The following is an 18,920-nucleotide window of genomic DNA, read 5'->3' on the forward strand; positions in this document are numbered from 1 at the left end:
CCGCCTGAGTTCGCGGTGCTGGGTGACGGTCATCCGTCACCCAGCACCCGGGGACTCGCGTGCCCGACATGACTGCCTACATCATTCGTCGCCTGCTCCAGGCGATCCCCGTCTTCCTCGGGGCCACGTTCCTCATCTATTCGATGGTCTTCCTGCTCCCAGGCGACCCGATCCTCGCTCTGTTCGGCGACAAGACGCCGACTCCGGCGCAGTACGCTGCGCTGCAGGAGCGCTTCCACCTCGATCAGCCGTTCTTCCAGCGGTACCTCATCTACCTCGGCGACCTGTTCCAGGGCGACCTCGGAACGACGTTCCGTGGCCAGAGCGTGAACGACATCCTCGCGAGGACATTCCCCGTGACGCTGCGCCTCGCCCTGCTCGCAGTGCTCATCCAGCTCGTGTTCGGGGTGACGATCGGGCTGATCGCGGGACTGCGCAAGAACGGCATCGTCGACCACGTCTCGATGCTGGTCAGCCTCGTGCTCATCTCGGTCCCCGTGTTCGTGCTCGCCTTCGTCGCGCAGTACTTCCTCGGCATCCAACTCGGCTGGTTCCGTCCGACCGTCGGTCCAGGTGCACCATGGAGCGACCTGATACTGCCGGCGATCGTGCTCGCCGCACTGAACTTCGCCTACGTCATCCGCCTGACAAGGGCGTCCGTCATCGAGACGCGCCAGCAGGACTTCGTCCGGATGGCCTATGGGAAGGGGCTGTCCGGCAGCCGGGTCATCCCGGTGCACGTGCTGCGCAACTCGCTCATCCCCGTCACGACCAACCTCGCCGCCGACTTCGGCATCCTGATCGTCGGTGCGACCGTCACCGAGGGCATCTTCAACGTCCCGGGCGTCGGCAATGAGCTGTTCGAGGCCATCAACCGCCACGACGGCCCGGAGATCGTCTCGATCGTCACGATCCTCGTGGTGATCTATGTGGTCGTCAATCTGCTGATCGACCTGCTCTACGGCGTGCTCGACCCGAGGATCCGCTATGCCAGATAACACTCCGACCCACCGCATGCCGCACTTCGTCGCGGACGTCGACGAGGAGGGGATCGGCGCCGTCGACGCGGTGCGCGTCAGCGAACGCAAGAGCAACCTCTGGCTCGATGCGTGGCGCGATCTCCGGGGGCGCTGGATGTTCTGGCTCGCGGGCTTCATCGTCGTGCTGCTGACGATCATCGCGATCTTCCCCGGGCTGTTCGTCCAGATCTCGCCGACCACATGCAACTTGGACGACTCGAACGACCCGCCGGCAGCCGGTCACCCGATGGGGTTCGACTTCCAGGGGTGCGACGTCTATTCACGCGTGATCCATGGTGCGTCCACGTCGCTCAGCGTCGGTGTCATCGTGACCATCATCATCGCCGTGCTCGGGATCGTCATCGGCGCCTTCGCCGGGTTCTTCGGCGGCTGGGTCGATTCGCTCCTCATGCGCATCAGCGACATGTTCTTCGCGATCCCGTACATCCTCGCCGCGGTCGTGATCATGTCGATGTTCCTGGACAACCGCAACATCCTGGTGATCTCGCTCGCGATCGGGTTCTTCGCCTGGCCGGCGACCGCCCGCATCCTCAGATCGGAGATCCTCAGGGTGCGTTCGAACGATTTCGTGCTGGCCTCCGAGGCCCTCGGAGTGTCCCGGGTTCGCACGATGTTCACGCACGTGCTGCCGAACTCGATCGCCCCGGTGATCGTCGTCAGCACGGTCGGTCTCGCGGCCGCCATCACCGCCGAGGCGACGCTGTCGTTCCTCGGCGTCGGACTGCCGGGGAACATCGTCTCCTGGGGAACCGACATCTCGAAGGCGCAGATCCGCCTGCGCACCGATCCGCTCCCGCTGATCTATCCATCCATCGCGCTGTCGCTCACGGTGCTGTCGTTCATCATGCTCGGTGAGACGGTCCGCGACGCGCTCGACCCGAAGGCGAGGGCGCTGCGATGAGCCGCAACGAGCTGGAAGGACCGCTGCTGTCGGTCGAGAACCTCGAGGTCGCGTTCAAGACGCAGGACGGGTACGTCCCTGCTGTCCGGGGCGTCAGCTTCGACATCCATCCTGGCGAGACGATGGCGATCGTCGGCGAGTCGGGGTCAGGCAAATCGACGACCGCGCACGCGCTCATCAATCTGCTGCCGGGGTCGGGACGCATCACGGGCGGCTCGGTCCGGTTGCAGGGCCAGGAGCTCACGAAGCTCGGTCGGTCGGGGATGGAGGAGATCCGCGGCAAGCGGATCGGACTCGTCCCGCAGGACCCGATGAACAGCCTCAACCCGGTGCATCGGATCGGCTTCCAGGTCCAGGAGACGATCTTCGCGAACGGACTGGCCACGAGTCGTCGCGCGGCGCGCAAGAAGGCGATCGCCGTCCTGAACGAGGCCGGGCTCGCGGACGCCGAACGCCGGCTGCGGCAGTTCCCGCACGAGTTCTCCGGCGGCATGCGACAGCGTGTGCTCATCGGGATCGGGCTCTCCTCCGACCCCGAACTGCTCATCGCCGACGAGCCGACGAGCGCGCTCGACGTCACGGTGCAGAAGCGGATCCTCGACCACCTCGCAACGCTCACCGCCGAGCGCAACACCGCGGTGCTGTTCATCACGCACGATCTCGGCCTCGCCGCCGAACGCGCGGAGAATCTGCTCGTGATGCATCGAGGGCGCATCGTGGAGTCAGGACCCGCGCTGGAGATCCTGCAGAATCCTCAGCATCCCTATACGCAGCGCCTGGTGGCGGCGGCGCCGAGCCTGGCGTCCAAGCGCATTCAGACCGGGGCGAAACCCGCCACGGCGCCGTTGCCGGCGGATCTTGATCTCGCGGCGCTGGCGCCGTCTGCGGCGCAGACCGAGGATGCCGCGACAGCGATCGAATTCGTCGACGTCACCAAGGTCTACCGGATCAGGGGCACCGGCTTCCGATCGCAGCCCTTCACAGCCGTCGACGGGATCTCCCTCTCCGTACCCAAGGGCTCGACGATGGCGATCGTCGGCGAGTCGGGCTCGGGGAAGTCCACGGCTGCCAAGCTGCTGCTGCGACTCGAACCGAAGACCTCCGGGACGATCCGCGTCAACGGTCGCGACATCGACGCGCTCAACCGAGGCGAGCTGCAGGCGCTGCGTCGTCAGATGCAGCCCGTCTTCCAGGACCCCTACGGGTCGCTCGATCCGCTGCACAACATCGGCAATACGGTCGCCGAGCCGCTGCGTGTGCACGGCGTCGGGGACTCGGCGTCGCGGCGGGCACGCGTCCTCGAGGTGCTCGACCAGGTGGCGCTTCCGGCCAGCGTCGTCGACCGCTATCCGAACGAGCTCTCCGGCGGACAGCGCCAGCGCGTCGCGATCGCGCGAGCGCTGGCACTCAAGCCCGAGATCGTCGTGCTGGACGAGGCCGTCTCGGCGCTCGACGTCCTCGTGCAGGCGCAGGTGCTCGAACTGCTCGCTCAGCTGCAGACGGATCTCGACCTCACGTACCTGTTCATCACGCACGATCTCGCGGTCGTCCGAGTGATCGCCGATCGCGTCTGCGTGATGGAGCAGGGAAAGATCGTCGAACACGGCACGGTGGACGACATCTTCGCGAACCCGCAGCAGGAGTACACCCAGCGCCTGCTCGACGCGATTCCCGGCGCCGCGATCGCACTGGGACAGGGCATGGGCTGATCAGGAGGGGAGCCCGAACGCCGCCGGCCACGTGGCCGCAGCCCATGGATAGCCGACGAACACGGTCGCGTCGATGAGGAAATGCGCCACGAGGAACGGCAGCAGCCGTCCGGACCGCGAGAACAGCCAGCCGAACAGCAGCCCCATCGCCAGGTTGCCGACGAACGCACCCGGCCCCTGGTAGAGGTGATAGCTGGCTCGGAGCACACTGGTCGCGATGATGATCGGCCACGGACCCCAGCCGAGATCCTTGAGACGGGCGAAGAGATACCCGAGGACGACGAACTCCTCCTGGATCGAGGCGCGCGCGGCGGACAGCAGCAGGATCGGCACCGTCCACCAGTGCGTGTCCAGCCCCGCAGGGTCCACGGCGACGAACCACCCCAGCATCCGGCCGGCGAGGTAGAGGGCGAGGCCGGGGACGCCGATCGCGAGCACCAGCAGGATGCCTCGGCTCGTGTCCCGCGCGACGTGCGTGCCGTCCAGGCCCAGCCGCGCCAGGTGCGGGCGCGAGTTCTGCCAGAGCAGGAAGCAGACCAGCACGACGGGTACGAGTGAGAACCCGATCGAGAGCATCTGATAGATGAAATCGAAGACCTCGCGGTCGCTGCGCGAGGGGTTGAGCGTCGCGGTCTGATCGGCCAGCGGTGTGGTGTCCGTCAGCCGGTATGCGAGTTGCACGATCGCGTAGATCGCGGACTGCCCCAGACCCAGCGCCAGTACGATCGCGATCTCCCACCACAGGCGCGTACGGGATGCCGGGGGAGTCGTCACCCGACGATCGTATGCCGCTCAGACAGGCTTCAGCGAGCGTGCGATATCCTGAGGAGTCGGCATCCCGGCGCATCCCACATTCTCCTGAGGACTCCTTCATGGCGCACGCCCTCCGCTCCGACCTCCGCAACGTCGCCATCGTGGCGCACGTGGACCACGGCAAGACCACTCTGGTCGACGCCATGCTCCGTCAGACCGGCTCGTTCGGCGAGCACGCGCACGTCGACGAACGCGCGATGGACTCGAACGATCTCGAGCGCGAAAAGGGCATCACGATCCTCGCGAAGAACACCGCGATCACGTACAACGGCGTTCACACCGAGGTCCCCGTCACGATCAACGTGATCGACACCCCCGGCCACGCCGACTTCGGTGGAGAGGTCGAGCGCGGTCTGTCCATGGTCGACGGCGTCGTGCTGCTCGTCGATGCCTCAGAGGGTCCGCTGCCGCAGACCCGCTTCGTGCTGCGCAAGGCGCTCGAGGCGAAGCTGCCCGTCATCCTTCTGGTCAACAAGACCGACCGTCCCGACGCTCGCATCGCCGAGGTCGAGGAAGAGGCGCACGACCTGCTGCTCGGACTCGCGTCCGATCTCGTCGACGACGTCCCCGACCTCGATGTCGACGCACTGCTCGACGTGCCGGTCGTGTACGCCTCCGGTCGCGCCGGTGCGGCATCGCTCAACCGTCCCGCCGACGGCTCGCTGCCCGACAACGACGACCTCGAGCCGCTGTTCGAGGCGATCCTCCAGCACGTGCCGGCTCCGTCGTACGACGACGAGGCTCCGCTGCAGGCCTGGGTCACCAACCTCGACTCCAGCCCGTTCCTCGGCCGTCTCGCGCTGCTGCGCGTCTTCAACGGCACGCTGAAGAAGGGTCAGACCGTGGCCTGGGTGCGCGCCGACGGGTCGACGAGCAACGCACGCATCACCGAGCTGCTGAAGACGCGCGCGCTCGAGCGCTACCCCGCCGAAGAGGCCGGCCCCGGCGATATCGTCGCCATCGCCGGCTTCGAGAACATCACGATCGGCGAGACGATCGCCGACCCGGAGGACGTGCGTCCCCTGCCGGCCATCACGGTCGACGACCCGGCGATCTCGATGACCATCGGTACGAACACTTCGCCGCTGATGGGCAAGGTCAAGGGACACAAGCTCACCGCGCGCATGGTCAAGGACCGCCTCGACAAGGAGCTCATCGGCAACGTCTCGCTGAAGGTCGTCGACATCGGACGTCCGGATGCGTGGGAGGTCCAGGGTCGAGGCGAGCTCGCGCTGGCCATCCTCGTCGAGAACATGCGTCGCGAGGGCTTCGAGCTCACAGTGGGCAAGCCGCAGGTGGTCACCAAGAAGGTCGACGGCAAGACGTTCGAGCCTTTCGAGCACCTCACGATCGACACTCCGGAAGAGCACCTCGGCGCGATCACGCAGTTGCTCGCGAACCGCAAGGGTCGCATGGAGAACATGACCAACCACGGCACCGGCTGGGTGCGCATGGAGTTCATCGTTCCCTCGCGCGGCCTGATCGGCTTCCGCAGCGAGTTCCTCACCACCACCCGCGGCACCGGCATCGCGAACGCGATCTCGCACGGCTACGAGCCCTGGGCCGGTCAGATCACCACGCGTCAGAACGGCTCGATCGTGGCCGACCGCCAGGGCGTCGTCACACCGTTCGCCATGATCGCTCTCCAGGAGCGCATGTCGTTCTTCGTGCAGCCCACGCAGGAGGTCTACGAGGGCATGGTCATCGGCGAGAACTCGCGCGCCGACGACATGGACGTGAACATCACCAAGGAGAAGAAGCTCACCAACATGCGTGCGGCGAGCTCCGACACCTTCGAGTCGATGACGCCGCCGCGCCAGCTGACGCTCGAGGAGAGCCTCGAGTTCGCCCGCGACGACGAATGCGTCGAGGTCACCCCCGAGGTCGTCCGCATCCGCAAGGTGATCCTCGACCAGACGATCCGCGGTCGCGAGACGTCGCGTCTGAAGCGCCAGGACGCCAACGCCTGACGTCTGAATCGTTGATGCGCCCCCGGCGACCGAGCAATCGGACACCGGGGGCGTTCTCGTGGGCGACGGCGCTAGCGCGCGACAGAAGATAACGAACTCATAACATACTTTCCCGGGAGCGAGGAGCCCTGATTCCCGGGGAAAATGCACGGGGCATCCAGGCGCACGATCGGTTTCGCCCAGGTCGAGCGATCAGACTCGATCTTCGTGCCCGGGAAACGGCTCCCGATGAACCGCCCTGCAGGGGTCCGGGCCGACGACGACCCGAAAGTCGAACCCTTCATGCTGCATTCCCCGAACACCCGTGCGTCCGCGCGCGCCGCCACCATGGCTCACGCACACGCAGACGTCACCTCCCGCCACCCCCTCGTGCTCGGCATCGCGCTGGGCGCCGTGCTGAGCGTCGCGATCACGGCCGGCACGGCATCGTCCGCCGCAGCCGCGGTCGACGCGCACTCCGATGCCGTCACCTCGCTCGCGACCGTCAGCGACGCGGACCGCTACGCTCCGGCGACCGGCGCCGTCGGGATGGCACTGCCCCTCGCCGACATCACCGAAGACGCACAGGTCGCGGTCGAGACCGCGCAGGCTGCCGTGGCGGACGCCGCGGCGCTGACCGCAGAGGTCGCGTCGTCCGGTCTCGCGCTGGACGCGGTCACCACGACGATCGACACCACGACGCTGGAAGCCGGCATCGCCGATCTTGCGGTCGTCGTCGACACCACCGAGCCGGCGGCCGACGCTGAGCCGACGGCTGACGCCGAGCTGACAGCCGCCGACGCTTCGACAACCGCCGGAGCAGCGACTCCGACCGCGCCCGCGACCGCCGCCGAGTTCGCCGCGTCAGCGGCGGAGGCCGAGGAGAAGGCGCCGATCGAACTGGTGCTGGACACTGCCGACGTCACCGCCGATGCCGCCGCTGTGGCAGCGGCGACGACGACGTTGCGCGAAGCGCTCACCGCCGCGCAGAAGGCGGCGGCCGAGAAGAAGGCGGCCGAAGAGCGCGCTGCGGCCGCCGCGGCTGCGGCCAATACCCCCGAGGGCGCCAAGGCGACCGCACGCGCCATGGCGGCCAGCAAGTACGGCTGGGGCGACGGCGAGTTCTCCTGCCTCGAGTCGCTGTGGACCAAGGAGTCCGGCTGGAACTACAAGGCCTACAACCCCTCCGGTGCGACGGGCATCCCGCAGTCGCTCCCGGGCGACAAGATGGCCAGCGCAGGCGCCGACTGGCGCACCAACGCGACGACGCAGATCGCGTGGGGCCTGAGCTACATCGACAGCGTCTACGGCTCGCCGTGCTCCGCTTGGGGGCACTCGCAGGCCACGAACTGGTACTGAGACCCCAGTGTGAGGCGTCGACCGCCGGAAGGTCGCGTCAGCGGAGTTCCGAGATGAGCACCGCGCTCGTCCCCGGCGCGGTTGCGTCGAAGATGTGCGCAACGTCTCCGGCGTAGGTCAGGTAGTCGCCGGGGTTCAGCAGTTCAGGATCTCCGGTCGGGCCGACATGCGCCTGGCCGGAGATCAGCACCACGTGCTCGATGGTGCCGGGGCGGTGCGGTTCGGAACGTCGCGGATCGCCCGGCTCCGCCTGGATCAGGTAGATGTCGCGCCGTGCGCCGGGCGGGCTCGCGGCGAGAAGGGTCGCGCTGTACGTCGCGGCGGCGGAGGGGATGCCTGCCAGATCGTCTGAACGGATGAGCGTCGGCGCGCTGGCCTGCTGATCGACGAGCGTCGCGAAGGGGATGCCGAGAGCCACGCCGAGCGCCCACAGCGTCTCGACGCTGGGATTGCCCGCCCCGGATTCGAGCTGCGAGACAGTCGCCTTGGAAATGCCTGCTCGACGGGCGAGTTCGGAGACGGACAGTGACGCAGCCTCGCGCTCGCGACGAAGAGTCCGGGCGATACGGGTGCGGAGATCATCCATGCGTTCATCATGTCAAACGAACGTTCGCTTGACTATGTCGGTACGGGTGTTCAGAATCATGATCATGTGTTCATCCAATCGAACGACGTCGGTGACGGCCGAGCGCGAAGTCTGGCGGGAGGGGCTCGGGGTCGCCATCGCCACCAGCGCCTACGGCATCTCGTTCGGCGCCCTCGCCGTCGCCGCCGGGCTCGACGTCTGGCAGACGTGCGTTCTGAGCCTCGTGATGTTCACCGGCGGTTCGCAGTTCGCGTTCATCGGCGTGCTGGCCTCGGGCGGAGTCGCGGCGCTTCCCTCGGCGGTCGCCTCGGCCGCGCTGCTCGGCGTGCGCAACGTCGCCTACGGCATGCGCATGTCTCCGATCATCGGACGCGGATTCTGGCGACGGACGGCCGCCGCCCAGTTCACGATCGACGAGTCCACCGCAGTGGCGATCTCGCAGACCGACCCGCGGCTGAGCCGGGTCGGGTTCTGGGTCACCGGCATCGGGATCTTCCTCGGCTGGAACATCATGACCCTCGTGGGCGCACTCCTGGGCGATGTGCTGGGCGACCCGAAGACCTGGGGGCTGGATGCCGCGGCGGCCGCCGCCTTCCTCGCGCTGCTGTGGCCGAGATTGAAGCAGCGGCAGGCGGTGGCGGTCGGAGTGGCAGCCGCAGTCGTCGCGGCATCCGTCACGCCGTGGCTCATGCCGGGCATACCCGTGCTGCTGGCCGCAGTCGTCGCGATCATCGTCGGCTGGTTCAACTGGCTCGGCCGCGAAGACGTGCGGGATGCCGAGCAGGAGGCGCACTCATGAGCATCTGGAGTGCGGTGCTCCTCGCCGCGTGCATCTGCGTGGCACTGAAGACGTTCGGGTATCTGATCCCGGCGCACGTGCTGGCGGCACCCCGGCCCGCGCGGATCTCCGACCTGCTGACGGTCGCGCTGCTGGCGGCGCTCGTCGCCGTGCAGACGCTCGGCGACGGGCAGTCGATCGTCGTCGACGCCCGCGTGCCGGCCGTGCTGGTCGCGGCGGTGCTGCTGTGGCTGCGGCAGTCGTTCCTCGTCGTCGTGTTCGCCGCCGCCGTCGTCGCGGCGCTGCTGCGCTGGGCCGGCCTGGCGGCATGAACCCAGGGGAGCCATGGGCGGCCGCCGATAGACTCGCGGGGTGAACACCTGGCTCTCCCGCATTCTCTCCTGGGTCGCTGCCGCCGTCGTCGGCGGCGTATACGGGATCGCGGGGACGATCGCGCACAGCCTCATGTGGGGACCTGTGCCGGTCGGATTGATCATCGCCGCGATCGCCTGCGCGGCGCTGCTCGTGGCGATCCGCGCGCTCACCCACGATCGCGGCTCGACGCTCGCCGCCGGGCTCGGGATGCTGGGAACGGTGACTCTCATCTCGGGTGTGGGGCCCGGCGGATCGGTCGTCGTCGCCGACGCGATCTGGGGTCGGGTGTGGATCTATCTCATCGCCGGCCTCGTGCTGCTCGCCGTAGCCTGGCCGAAGTTCTCGCGTCCGCAGACGACAGCGTCGGCCGCTGCGCCGTCCACGACGTCGGCACCGGAGGCGCAGCCGATCGTCACCGCGGTTCCGGGTGCTCGGGAGGAGCGTGCCGCCGACGGGACGTAGACTGGGGGAGTGACGTACGTGATCGCTCTGCCCTGTGTCGATGTGAAGGATCGTGCCTGCATCGACGAGTGCCCCGTGGACTGCATCTACGAGGGTGAACGGTCGCTCTACATCCACCCGGACGAGTGCGTCGACTGCGGTGCCTGCGAGCCCGTGTGCCCTGTGGAGGCGATCTACTACGAGGACGACCTCCCCGAGGAATGGGCCGACTACTACAAGGCGAACGTCGAGTTCTTCGAGGAGATCGGCTCCCCCGGAGGGGCGGCCAAGGTCGGCGTCTACACCTTCGACCACCCCATCATCGCCGCGCTGCCCCCGCAGGGGGAGTGACGGTGTCGGTCCGCGATCTGGCCGATTACCCCTGGGATGCGGTCGTTCCGTTCCGCGAGCGCGCCGCACGGCATCCGGGTGGCCTGGTCGATCTCTCGGTCGGTTCGCCGGTGGACCCGACACCCGAGATCGTGCGCGCGGCTCTCGCCGAGGCGACCGACGCGCACGCGTATCCGCAGACGGTGGGCACACCCGCTCTGCGCGAGGCGATCGTGGACTGGTACGCCCGCCGGCGAGGCGTTCCGGAGCTGACCACTGCGAACGTGCTGCCGACGATCGGATCCAAGGAGCTCGTCGCGCTGCTGCCGACGCTGCTGGGGCTCGGCGAGGGCGACATCGTGGTCCACCCGAGCGTCGCCTACCCGACGTACGAGGTCGGCGCGCGCGTTGCAGGAGCGACTCCGATGCGCGCCGATGACCCGGCCGACTGGCCGGATGGCGCCAAGCTCATCTGGATCAATACGCCGGGCAACCCCGACGGACGCACCTGGACCGTCGAGCAGCTGGCCGCGGCCGTACGCCGCGCGCGGGAGATCGGCGCGATCCTGGCGAGCGACGAGTGCTATGCGGAGCTCGGTTGGGATGGCCCGTGGGCGACCGAGCCGATTCCGTCCGTCCTCGACCCCCGGGTGACCGGCGGCAGCAGGGCGAACCTGCTGAGCGTGTACTCGCTGAGCAAGCAGTCCAATCTCGCCGGCTACCGAGCGGCGTTCGTCGCGGGCTGCTCGCGCGTGGTCGGCGATCTGCTCACCGCGCGCAAGCATCTGGGCCTCATGCCGCCGGAGCCGGTGCAGCACGCCATGGCGGTCGCTCTGGCCGACGACGCGCACGTCGCGGCTCAGAAGAGCCTGTACCGCGAGCGTCGTGATCTGCTCCTGCCTGCCGTCAGCGCCGCTGGGTTCCGGATCGACGGATCCGAGGCCGGGCTGTACCTGTGGGCGACCGAGGGGCGGGACGCCTGGGAGTCGATGGGGCGGCTGGCCGACCTCGGCATCCTCGCCGGCCCCGGTCCGTTCTACGGCGACAGTGCGACTCGGCACATCCGGCTGGCGCTCACGGCGCCCAGCGAGCGGGTGGCGGAGGCGGCACGACGGCTGCACGCAGCAGAACTGTAGATTTCGGCATGCCGTGCTGGCATCTCTTGGCGGATGTCACAGTAGGCCGGAGTGCGCACTAGGCTGTAAAGGCGATTCGGTCGAGATCTGCCCGGCGCACGACGCCGTGAATCGACGAGCAAGACCAACACGGTCGACACAGACGTAAGAGGAGGCCCGCGTGAGCGCGACGGGAGACCAGCAGGTGAAGGCGACGCTTTCGATCGACGGAACCACGGCAGAGTTCCCGGTGGTGCGCGGCACGAGCGGCAACGACAGCATCGACTTCTCGACGCTGACCCGCCAGACCGGCTACACGGTACTCGACTACGGATTCGTGAACACCGCGTCGACCAAGTCGGCGATCACGTTCATCGACGGAGACCAGGGGATCCTGCGCTACCGCGGTTACGCGATCGAGGAGATCGCGAAGAACTGCAGCTACCTCGAGGTGGCCTGGCTGCTCATCTACGGCGAGCTGCCGACGCCGTCCGAACTGGCCGATTTCGACGAGCGCATCCGCCGTCACACGCTGCTGCATGAGGACCTCAAGCACTTCTTCTCGGCGCTGCCCCATACGGCCCACCCGATGTCGGTGCTGTCGTCGGCCGTGGCCGCCCTCTCGACCTACTACGAGGGGCAGACCGATCCGAACAATCCCGAGCACGTCGAGCTCAACATGGTCCGCATGCTCGCGAAGCTGCCGGTCATCGCGGCTTACGCGCACAAGAAGAGCGTCGGACAGGCCTTCCTCTACCCGGACAACTCGCTGAGCTTCGTCGACAACTTCCTCAAGCTGAACTTCGGCGTGCACAGCGAGCCGTACGAGGTCAACCCGGTCATGTCGAAGGCTCTGGAACTGCTGCTGATCCTGCACGAGGACCACGAGCAGAACGCATCCACATCGACGGTCCGCCTGGTGGGTTCCACCGGTGCCAACCAGTTCGCGTCGATCTCGGCCGGCATCCAGGCGCTCTCCGGGCCCCTGCACGGCGGAGCCAACGAGGCGGTGCTGACCATGCTCGGGCAGATCCGCGATTCGGGCCAGAGCGTCCAGCGCTTCGTCGAGCGGGTCAAGAACAAGGAAGACGGCGTGAAGCTCATGGGCTTCGGGCACCGCGTGTACAAGAACTACGACCCGCGCGCGAAGCTGGTCAAGGCCGCCGCCGACGAGGTGCTCGCCTCGCTGGGCGTCAGCGATCCGCTCCTGGATCTCGCCAAGGAGCTCGAGGAGATCGCCCTCGCGGACGACTACTTCGTCGAGCGTCGCCTCTACCCGAACGTCGATTTCTACACCGGTGTGATCTACAAGGCCATGGGATTCCCCACGCGCATGTTCACCGTGCTGTTCGCGATCGGCCGCCTTCCGGGCTGGCTGGCGCAGTGGCGCGAGCTGAACCTCGACCCGCAGACGAAGATCGGCCGCCCGCAGCAGCTGTACACGGGTTCTCCCGAGCGCCCGTTCCCCGCGCGCTGACCCGACGGTCCACAGCGAAAAAGCCGCTTCCCTAGGAGGGAAGCGGCTTTTCGCGTCAGGCCGTCAGGCCCGAGGAGCGCCGGACGGACGCTGCGAGCGACGACGCTGGTTGCTGCGCGGCTGACCGGATGCCGGGGCGTGCGAGCCGCTGTCGCTGGAGTACCTGGAGACCGAGCCGCCGCGGGGGACGTCGCTGCGTGCGGAGCCGGATGCCGCGGTGCGGGCGCCCTGGCCACGACCGCCGGAGCGCGCACCGCGCTGGCCGCCCTGGGACTGACCGCCGCGCGACCCGCCGCCCTGCGGCTTGCGCTGACCGCCGCCCTGCGTCTGCTGCTGCACGGGGACGGGCTTGACGTAGGCGGCGCGATCGCCGACGAGGTCGTCGACGATGTCGCTCGTGACCGGCTCCAGCGCGGCGTCGATCTGCGCCTTGCGCAGCAGATCCTTCACGTCGCGGCGCTGCTCGGGGAGGACGACCGTGACGACGGTTCCGGCAGCGCCCGCACGAGCGGTGCGACCCGAGCGGTGCAGGTACGCCTTGTGCTCGACGGGCGGGTCGACGTGCACGACGAGGTCCACGTTGTCGACGTGGACGCCGCGGGCGGCGACATCGGTCGCGACGAGGACGCGCACGCCGCCGTCGGCCGGATCGGACGAGAACGCGGCGAGGTTGCGCTCGCGGGCGTTCTGCGAGAGGTTTCCGTGCAGGTCGACCGCGGGGATGCCTGCTGCGGTGAGCGCCTTGGCGAGCTTCTTCGCCTGGTGCTTGGTGCGCGTGAACAGGATGCGGCGACCGAGGCCCGACGCCAGTTCGTTGACGAGCGTCTTCTTGCGCTCTGCATCGGCGAGCAGCACGCGGTGGGTCATCTCGCCCACCGGGACGCTGGACTCGTCGACCTCGTGGCTGACGGGCTTCACGAGGAAGCGGCGTGCGAGGGAGTCGATGCCGCGGTCCAGCGTCGCGCTGAACAGCAGTCGCTGTCCGCCGGCAGGAGTCGCGGTGAGGATGCGGGTGACGCCGGGCAGGAAGCCCAGGTCTGCCATGTGGTCGGCCTCGTCGAGGACGGCGATCTCCACAGCATCCATGAACGCGATCTTCTGCTTCATGAGGTCTTCGAGGCGGCCGGGGCACGCGACGATGATGTCGACGCCGCTGCGCAGCGCCTGCTCCTGCGGGCGCTGGCTGACGCCGCCGAAGATCGTGGCGACGGTGAGGCCGGCGGCCTTCGCCAGCGGCGCGACGGTCGCGGCGATCTGGGTCGCGAGCTCGCGGGTCGGTGCGAGCACCAGACCGCGCGGGTGGCCGGCGCGGGTGCGCGCGCCTGAGGCCGACAGACGGGCGACAAGGGGGAGCGCGAAGGCGATCGTCTTGCCGCTGCCGGTGCGGCCGCGGCCGAGCAGGTCGCGGCCTGCGAGGGAATCGGGAAGCGTGTCGCGCTGAATCGCGAACGCCTCGGTCTTGCCGTCGGCGGCCAGAACGGCTGCGAGAGGCGCGGGCACGCCGAGTTCGAGGAAGGTAGGCATAGTGGTGCTCCATCGGCGCGCGAGTCTGCGCGCATAGTGGGTGTGAGGTGGGCGAAGGGCGCGAGATACGCGCACTTGTTCGCCGTTCGAAACGCCAGCCGGAAGCTGGAGCGGATCAGTTCGCTTCGGTCCTCAGAGACCCGTGACGACGACGCAGTCACCCGTAGGCAACCTCACAAGCCTACCAGGAGCCGCATGCCGTCCGGTGCATGCGCGCCGGATCAGGCGTGCAGAGCCTCGTTCAGGGTCACGCCGACGCCGGCGCGCTGCTTGGCCTCGATGGCGCCGGTGACCGAGTTCCGCCAGAACAGGATGCCGTCGCGGCCGCTCAGCTCGGCGGCCTTGACGGTCTTCCTGCCGCCTTCTGCGGTGTTCGGGCCGTCGGCGAGCACGACCTTGGATCCGGCGGTCACGTAGAGCCCGGCCTCGACGACGCAGTCATCGCCGAGGGCGATGCCGATCCCGGCGTTCGCGCCCAGCAGCGATCGCTCGCCGATCGAGACGCGGACCGTGCCGCCACCCGACAGCGTGCCCATGATCGACGCGCCGGCGCCGATGTCGCTGTTCGCGCCGACGACGACGCCCTGCGAGATGCGACCCTCGACCATGACGGCGCCGAGCGTGCCGGCATTGAAGTTCACGAAGCCCTCGTGCATGACCGTGGTGCCGGGAGAGAGGTGGGCGCCGAGGCGCACGCGGGACGCGTCGGCGATTCGGACGCCGTCGGGGAGCACATAGTCGGTGAGCCGCGGGAACTTGTCGAGCCCCTGCACCTGGATCCCGTTGCGCTGCAGCAGCGGCCGGAGGCGCTCGGCGTCGGCTGGAAGCATCGGGCCGGCCGTGGTCCACGCGTTGTTGGGCAGATGTCCGAAAACGCCGTCCAGGTTCAGGTCGTTCGGCTGGACGAGCAGGCGCGACAGCGCGTGCAGTCGGAGGTAGGCGTCCGCCGTCGATGCCGGTGCCTCGTCGAGGTCGATCTGCAGCTGGACCAGTTCGGTGCGGACGTTGCGCCGCTCATCGGGCTCGGCCAGAGCATCCCAGGTGGCGATGGCGGCGACGGCATCCGCAGCGTCCAGCGCACCGAAGCCGACCTCGGGATACCAGGCGTCCAGGACCGTGCCGTCGTGTGCGATCGTGGACAGTCCGACACCCCATACCGTGCGCGCATTGCTCATAGGACAACGCTACCGTGTGCGGCGAGGCGCCCCATCGATACGCGTCGATCGCCCGCGCCGTAGGCTGATGGCATGGCACTCGATCTCACTGCGTCCTCGCTCGACATCACCAGGACGATCTGCGACATTCCCAGTGTCTCGGGGGATGAGGCGGTCCTGGCCGACGCGATCGAGGCCTCCGTCCGACCGCTCGCGCACCTCGAGGTGATCCGGTTCGGCAACACCATCGTGGCGCGCACGGAACTGGGTCGTGCGCAGCGCGTGGTGATCGCCGGTCATATCGACACCGTGCCGATCAACGAGAACGTGCCGACGAAGGATGTCGAGATCGACGGCGAACCGCACCTGTGGGGCCGCGGGACCGTCGACATGAAGGGCGGCGTCGGCGTGCAGCTGAAGCTCGCCGCCGAACTGACCGAGCCCGTCGTCGACATCACCTGGATGTGGTACGACAACGAGGAGGTCGCGGCGGCGCTCAACGGACTCAACCTGCTCTCGGCCGACCGCCCGGACCTGTTCCAGGCGGACTTCGCGATCCTCGGCGAGCCGTCGAACGGTCAGGTCGAGGGCGGCTGCAACGGCACGCTGCGCGCGGTCGTCCGCACCCATGGGATGCGCGCGCACAGCGCTCGCGCGTGGGTGGGCGAGAACGCGATCCACGGTGCGGCGCCGATCCTCGCGCGGCTCGCCGAGTACCGCGCCAAGGAGGTTCCCGTCGAGGGCCTCGTGTACCGCGAGAGCCTCAGCGCCGTCCGCATCACTGGCGGCGTGGCCGGCAACGTCATCCCCGACCTGTGCGAGGTCGAGGTCAACTACCGCTTCGCGCCGAGCAAGACCGCCGAGCAGGCCGCCGCGCACGTGCGCAAAGTGCTCGCCGGCTTCGAGGTCGAGATCACGGATGCCGCGGAGGGCGCTCGACCCGGGCTGGACGCTCCGATCGCGCAGGAGTTCGTCGCCGCGGTGGGCGCCGAGCCGCGACCGAAGTACGGCTGGACCGACGTCGCGCGCTTCTCCGCGCTCGGGATCCCTGCCGTGAACTACGGCCCGGGTGACCCGCATCTCGCGCACCACGACCAGGAACGCGTGCCCACTGCCCAGATCGACGCCGTCGAACGCGGCCTCCGCGCGTGGCTGACCGGGTCCTGAGCGGCGCCAGGCGCTGGGCGCAGACCCCGATCGTCGCACGCATCGCGGCGATCTACGCGGCCGCGCGCCTGGTGACGACAGGGTTCCTCGCGCTGGCCGCCGCACTCTCCGGGCCCGCGTCCCGCTATGGTGCGGATGCCGGCATCGCCGATTTCGTCCTCGGCTGGGACGCGCAGTGGTACTGGTTGGTGGCCGTCGACGGGTACCCCTCCGAGCTTCCGCTGACCGAGGCCGGCGACGTGGCGGAGAACGCCTGGGCCTTCATGCCGGTCTACGCATACGCCGCGAAGATCATCGGCCTACCGCTCGGGGCCTGGGGCGCCGGAGCCCTCGTGATCTCGCTCGTGGCGGGCTTCTTCGCCTGCATCGCACTGTATCGCCTGCTGCACGATCGGCTCGGGTCCACTGCCGCGCTGTGGGCCGTGGCGTTCTTCGCATCAGGGCCGCTGGCCGCATTGTTCCAGGTCGGCTACGCCGAGGCGCTGTTCGTCATGATGCTGCTGTTCGCGCTGGATGCCGTGCAACGGCGGCGCTACGGCATCCTGTACCTCCTCATACCGCTGATGGCCTTCACCCGGCCGGGGATCCTCGCGTTCGCGCTGTTCCTCGGAGTGCACGGCATCGCCCGCTGGGTGCGTCGCGCACGCGAGCCGCTGGCCGGACGCGAGATCGTGCACATCATCGCCCTGGGCGCTCTGGCGACCGTCACGGGGTTCGCCTGGCAGGTGATCGCCGGTGTCGTCACAGGCGACGCCGGTTCCTACCTCGCCACCGAGCTGGCCTGGCGACGCGCGTGGGGAATGGGCGATGGCGGGTTCGTGCCGTTCCAGGGGTGGATCGAGGCCGCGGAGTTCTGGTTCGCGCAGTGGGGGATGCCCGGATGGTGGGGATTCATCGCATTGGCCGTGCTGGTGGCGGGGGTCGCCGCCGCACTGCTGTTCGCGCCCTCGGTCCGCCGCCTGGGAGTCGATGTCCGGCTGTGGAGTGCGAGCTACCTGCTGTATCTGCTGGCCGTGTTCTTCCCGCAGTCCTCCACGTTCCGTCTGTTGATGCCGCTCAGCCCGCTGTGGGGTGCGGTCGTGCCGCGCAGCCGTGGCTACCGGTTCGCGGTCCTGCTGCTCTGCCTCATCGGCCAGTGGGTGTGGATCTACCACGTCTACGCCCTCGGGAACACGTTCTGGCAGGTCCCGTGACGTTGTTCATGACGGATTCTTCCCAGCGCGGACACAGGGTCGCGGGGCTACCGATAAACTTGTTCCATACCACCGAGGAAAAGGAGCCACGATGGCAGCGATGAAGCCGAGGACTGGAGACGGACCCATGGAGGCCGTCAAGGAGGGGCGCCTCATCATCGTGCGTGTTCCGCTCGAAGGCGGCGGCCGTCTGGTCGTCTCCGTGAACGACGCCGAAGCAAAGGAGCTTCACGACGTGCTCGCAGCCGTCGTGAACCCCTGAGTCCTCTCCCGTATCCAGCGGGACGAAAAGGGCGGCGGATCATCGGATCCGCCGCCCTTTCTGTGTGTCAGGGAGCCTCAGTCGGGCTCTGCGACGCTGATCAGCTGCAGCAGGCCCTCGCCGGACGCGGAGATCGATGCCAGGACGGCCTGGGACTGCTGGGTCTCCTGGATGAGCGAGCGGTAGGCGGCGGTGACGGCGTCGCGCTGCACGGGGTCGGCGACCTTGCCGCCGACGAGGATGCGCGGGACCAGGACGATCCCGCCGGTGCGGACCAGACGCAGACCGTGCTCGACGTACTCGATGACGTTGTCGGGGTCGGCGTCCACGAGGACGATGTCGTAGGAGCCCTCGTTCATCCGAGGCAGCACATCTGCGGCGCGCCCGGTGATGAACCGTGCCCGAGTGGTCGGTATGCGGGCCTCGGCGAACGCCTGGCGGGCGGCGGCGAGGTGCTCCGGTTCGTTGTCGATGGAGGTGAGGACGGCATGCGGTGCGCCGCGCAGCAGCCAGAGGCCCGAGACGCCGGCCCCGGTGCCGATCTCGACGATCGTTCTGGCGTTCACGGCGGCCGCGAGCACCGCGTACTGGGCGCCGACGAGGGCGCTGATCGGCGCGGCGCCGATCTCGTCGGCACGGGCACGGGCGCGGGTGATGGCGTCCGGCTCTGCGGTGGCCTCGCGGATGTACCGCGCGTTGGCGTCGTGCTCGCTCATGGCGTCTCCCGTACTGCTGGTTCTCCTTCAG

General features: G+C 68.5%; 19 protein-coding genes. 14 read left to right on the forward strand and 5 right to left on the reverse strand.

The features are described from left to right. The first annotated feature begins 68 nt into the window (after positions 1–68). From ACI7YT_RS05840 to ACI7YT_RS05850, 3 genes are read left to right on the forward strand one after another with little or no spacing between them, the layout of a single operon-like run. Positions 69–998 carry an ABC transporter permease gene (locus tag ACI7YT_RS05840; protein ID WP_406249524.1) on the forward strand — a complete coding sequence of 310 codons (930 nt, stop codon included), beginning with the start codon at positions 69–71 and terminating at the stop codon, positions 996–998. Further along, a complete protein-coding gene (locus ACI7YT_RS05845) occupies positions 988–1,941 on the forward strand; it encodes an ABC transporter permease (RefSeq protein WP_406249525.1) in 954 nt (317 codons plus the stop codon). The genes ACI7YT_RS05840 and ACI7YT_RS05845 overlap by 11 nt, the downstream gene beginning before the upstream one ends. Next, positions 1,938–3,650 (forward strand): ABC transporter ATP-binding protein, encoded by a 1,713-nt coding sequence (locus tag ACI7YT_RS05850; protein ID WP_406249526.1) that lies wholly within the window; start codon positions 1,938–1,940, stop codon positions 3,648–3,650. Before ACI7YT_RS05845 ends, ACI7YT_RS05850 begins: the two co-directional genes overlap by 4 nt. On the opposite strand, the gene ACI7YT_RS05855 is transcribed toward ACI7YT_RS05850, so the two are convergent. Then, positions 3,651–4,424, reverse strand: a complete 774-nt coding sequence (locus ACI7YT_RS05855; protein ID WP_406249527.1) for a CPBP family intramembrane glutamic endopeptidase — start codon at positions 4,422–4,424, stop codon at positions 3,651–3,653. 98 nt (positions 4,425–4,522) lie between these two features. On the opposite strand from ACI7YT_RS05855, the gene typA reads away from it, so the two are divergent. Together typA and ACI7YT_RS05865 are read left to right on the forward strand one after the other, a co-directional pair. Next, on the forward strand, positions 4,523–6,433 hold the full coding sequence (typA, locus tag ACI7YT_RS05860) for a translational GTPase TypA (protein WP_406249528.1): 1,911 nt from the start codon (positions 4,523–4,525) through the stop codon (positions 6,431–6,433). Between the two features lie 327 nt (positions 6,434–6,760). After that, positions 6,761–7,771: a phospholipase gene (locus ACI7YT_RS05865; protein ID WP_406249529.1), complete on the forward strand. Its 1,011-nt coding sequence runs from the start codon at positions 6,761–6,763 to the stop codon at positions 7,769–7,771. Positions 7,772–7,808: 37 nt separating this feature from the next. Here the strand turns inward: ACI7YT_RS05865 and ACI7YT_RS05870 are convergent, their stop codons facing one another. Beyond that, positions 7,809–8,357: a helix-turn-helix domain-containing protein gene (locus ACI7YT_RS05870; protein ID WP_406249530.1), complete on the reverse strand. Its 549-nt coding sequence runs from the start codon at positions 8,355–8,357 to the stop codon at positions 7,809–7,811. Between the two features lie 64 nt (positions 8,358–8,421). On the opposite strand from ACI7YT_RS05870, the gene ACI7YT_RS05875 reads away from it, so the two are divergent. The 6 genes from ACI7YT_RS05875 (at position 8,422) to ACI7YT_RS05900 (ending at position 12,873) form a co-directional block, all read left to right on the forward strand. Next, complete coding sequence (locus tag ACI7YT_RS05875) at positions 8,422–9,156, forward strand: AzlC family ABC transporter permease (RefSeq protein WP_406249531.1); 735 nt, start codon at positions 8,422–8,424, stop codon at positions 9,154–9,156. Next, entirely contained in the window at positions 9,153–9,467 is a 315-nt protein-coding gene (locus ACI7YT_RS05880) for an AzlD domain-containing protein (RefSeq protein WP_406249532.1), read from the forward strand. Before ACI7YT_RS05875 ends, ACI7YT_RS05880 begins: the two co-directional genes overlap by 4 nt. A gap of 40 nt (positions 9,468–9,507) precedes the next feature. Then, complete coding sequence (locus ACI7YT_RS05885) at positions 9,508–9,972, forward strand: histidinol dehydrogenase (RefSeq protein ID WP_406249533.1); 465 nt, start codon at positions 9,508–9,510, stop codon at positions 9,970–9,972. Positions 9,973–9,981: 9 nt separating this feature from the next. Further along, entirely contained in the window at positions 9,982–10,302 is a 321-nt protein-coding gene (gene fdxA, locus ACI7YT_RS05890; RefSeq protein ID WP_376179684.1) for a ferredoxin, read from the forward strand. Positions 10,303–10,304: 2 nt separating this feature from the next. Beyond that, positions 10,305–11,417, forward strand: coding sequence for a succinyldiaminopimelate transaminase (gene dapC, locus ACI7YT_RS05895; protein WP_406249534.1), 1,113 nt, complete (start codon positions 10,305–10,307; stop codon positions 11,415–11,417). A 160-nt stretch (positions 11,418–11,577) separates the two neighbouring features. Beyond that, positions 11,578–12,873 (forward strand): citrate synthase, encoded by a 1,296-nt coding sequence (locus ACI7YT_RS05900; RefSeq protein WP_406249535.1) that lies wholly within the window; start codon positions 11,578–11,580, stop codon positions 12,871–12,873. Positions 12,874–12,936: 63 nt separating this feature from the next. Here the strand turns inward: ACI7YT_RS05900 and ACI7YT_RS05905 are convergent, their stop codons facing one another. Continuing rightward, positions 12,937–14,397 (reverse strand): DEAD/DEAH box helicase, encoded by a 1,461-nt coding sequence (locus ACI7YT_RS05905; RefSeq protein ID WP_406249536.1) that lies wholly within the window; start codon positions 14,395–14,397, stop codon positions 12,937–12,939. Positions 14,398–14,618: 221 nt separating this feature from the next. After that, entirely contained in the window at positions 14,619–15,572 is a 954-nt protein-coding gene (gene dapD / locus ACI7YT_RS05910) for a 2,3,4,5-tetrahydropyridine-2,6-dicarboxylate N-succinyltransferase (RefSeq protein ID WP_406249537.1), read from the reverse strand. 72 nt (positions 15,573–15,644) lie between these two features. Here dapD and dapE point away from each other — a divergent pair, with 72 nt between their 5' ends. The 3 genes from dapE (at position 15,645) to ACI7YT_RS05925 (ending at position 18,173) form a co-directional block, all read left to right on the forward strand. Next, entirely contained in the window at positions 15,645–16,718 is a 1,074-nt protein-coding gene (gene dapE, locus ACI7YT_RS05915) for a succinyl-diaminopimelate desuccinylase (RefSeq protein WP_406249538.1), read from the forward strand. Then, complete coding sequence (locus ACI7YT_RS05920; RefSeq protein WP_406249539.1) at positions 16,700–17,911, forward strand: hypothetical protein; 1,212 nt, start codon at positions 16,700–16,702, stop codon at positions 17,909–17,911. The genes dapE and ACI7YT_RS05920 overlap by 19 nt, the downstream gene beginning before the upstream one ends. 91 nt (positions 17,912–18,002) lie before the next feature. Beyond that, the gene (locus ACI7YT_RS05925; protein ID WP_264157317.1) at positions 18,003–18,173 is read left to right on the forward strand and encodes a DUF3117 domain-containing protein; all 171 of its coding nucleotides are present in this window, start codon (positions 18,003–18,005) and stop codon (positions 18,171–18,173) included. Between the two features lie 77 nt (positions 18,174–18,250). Here the strand turns inward: ACI7YT_RS05925 and ACI7YT_RS05930 are convergent, their stop codons facing one another. Continuing rightward, positions 18,251–18,889 (reverse strand): O-methyltransferase, encoded by a 639-nt coding sequence (locus ACI7YT_RS05930; protein WP_406249540.1) that lies wholly within the window; start codon positions 18,887–18,889, stop codon positions 18,251–18,253. Positions 18,890–18,920 lie beyond the last annotated feature (31 nt).

Source organism: Microbacterium sp. M (assembly GCF_045181065.1).
Lineage (GTDB): Bacteria > Actinomycetota > Actinomycetes > Actinomycetales > Microbacteriaceae > Microbacterium.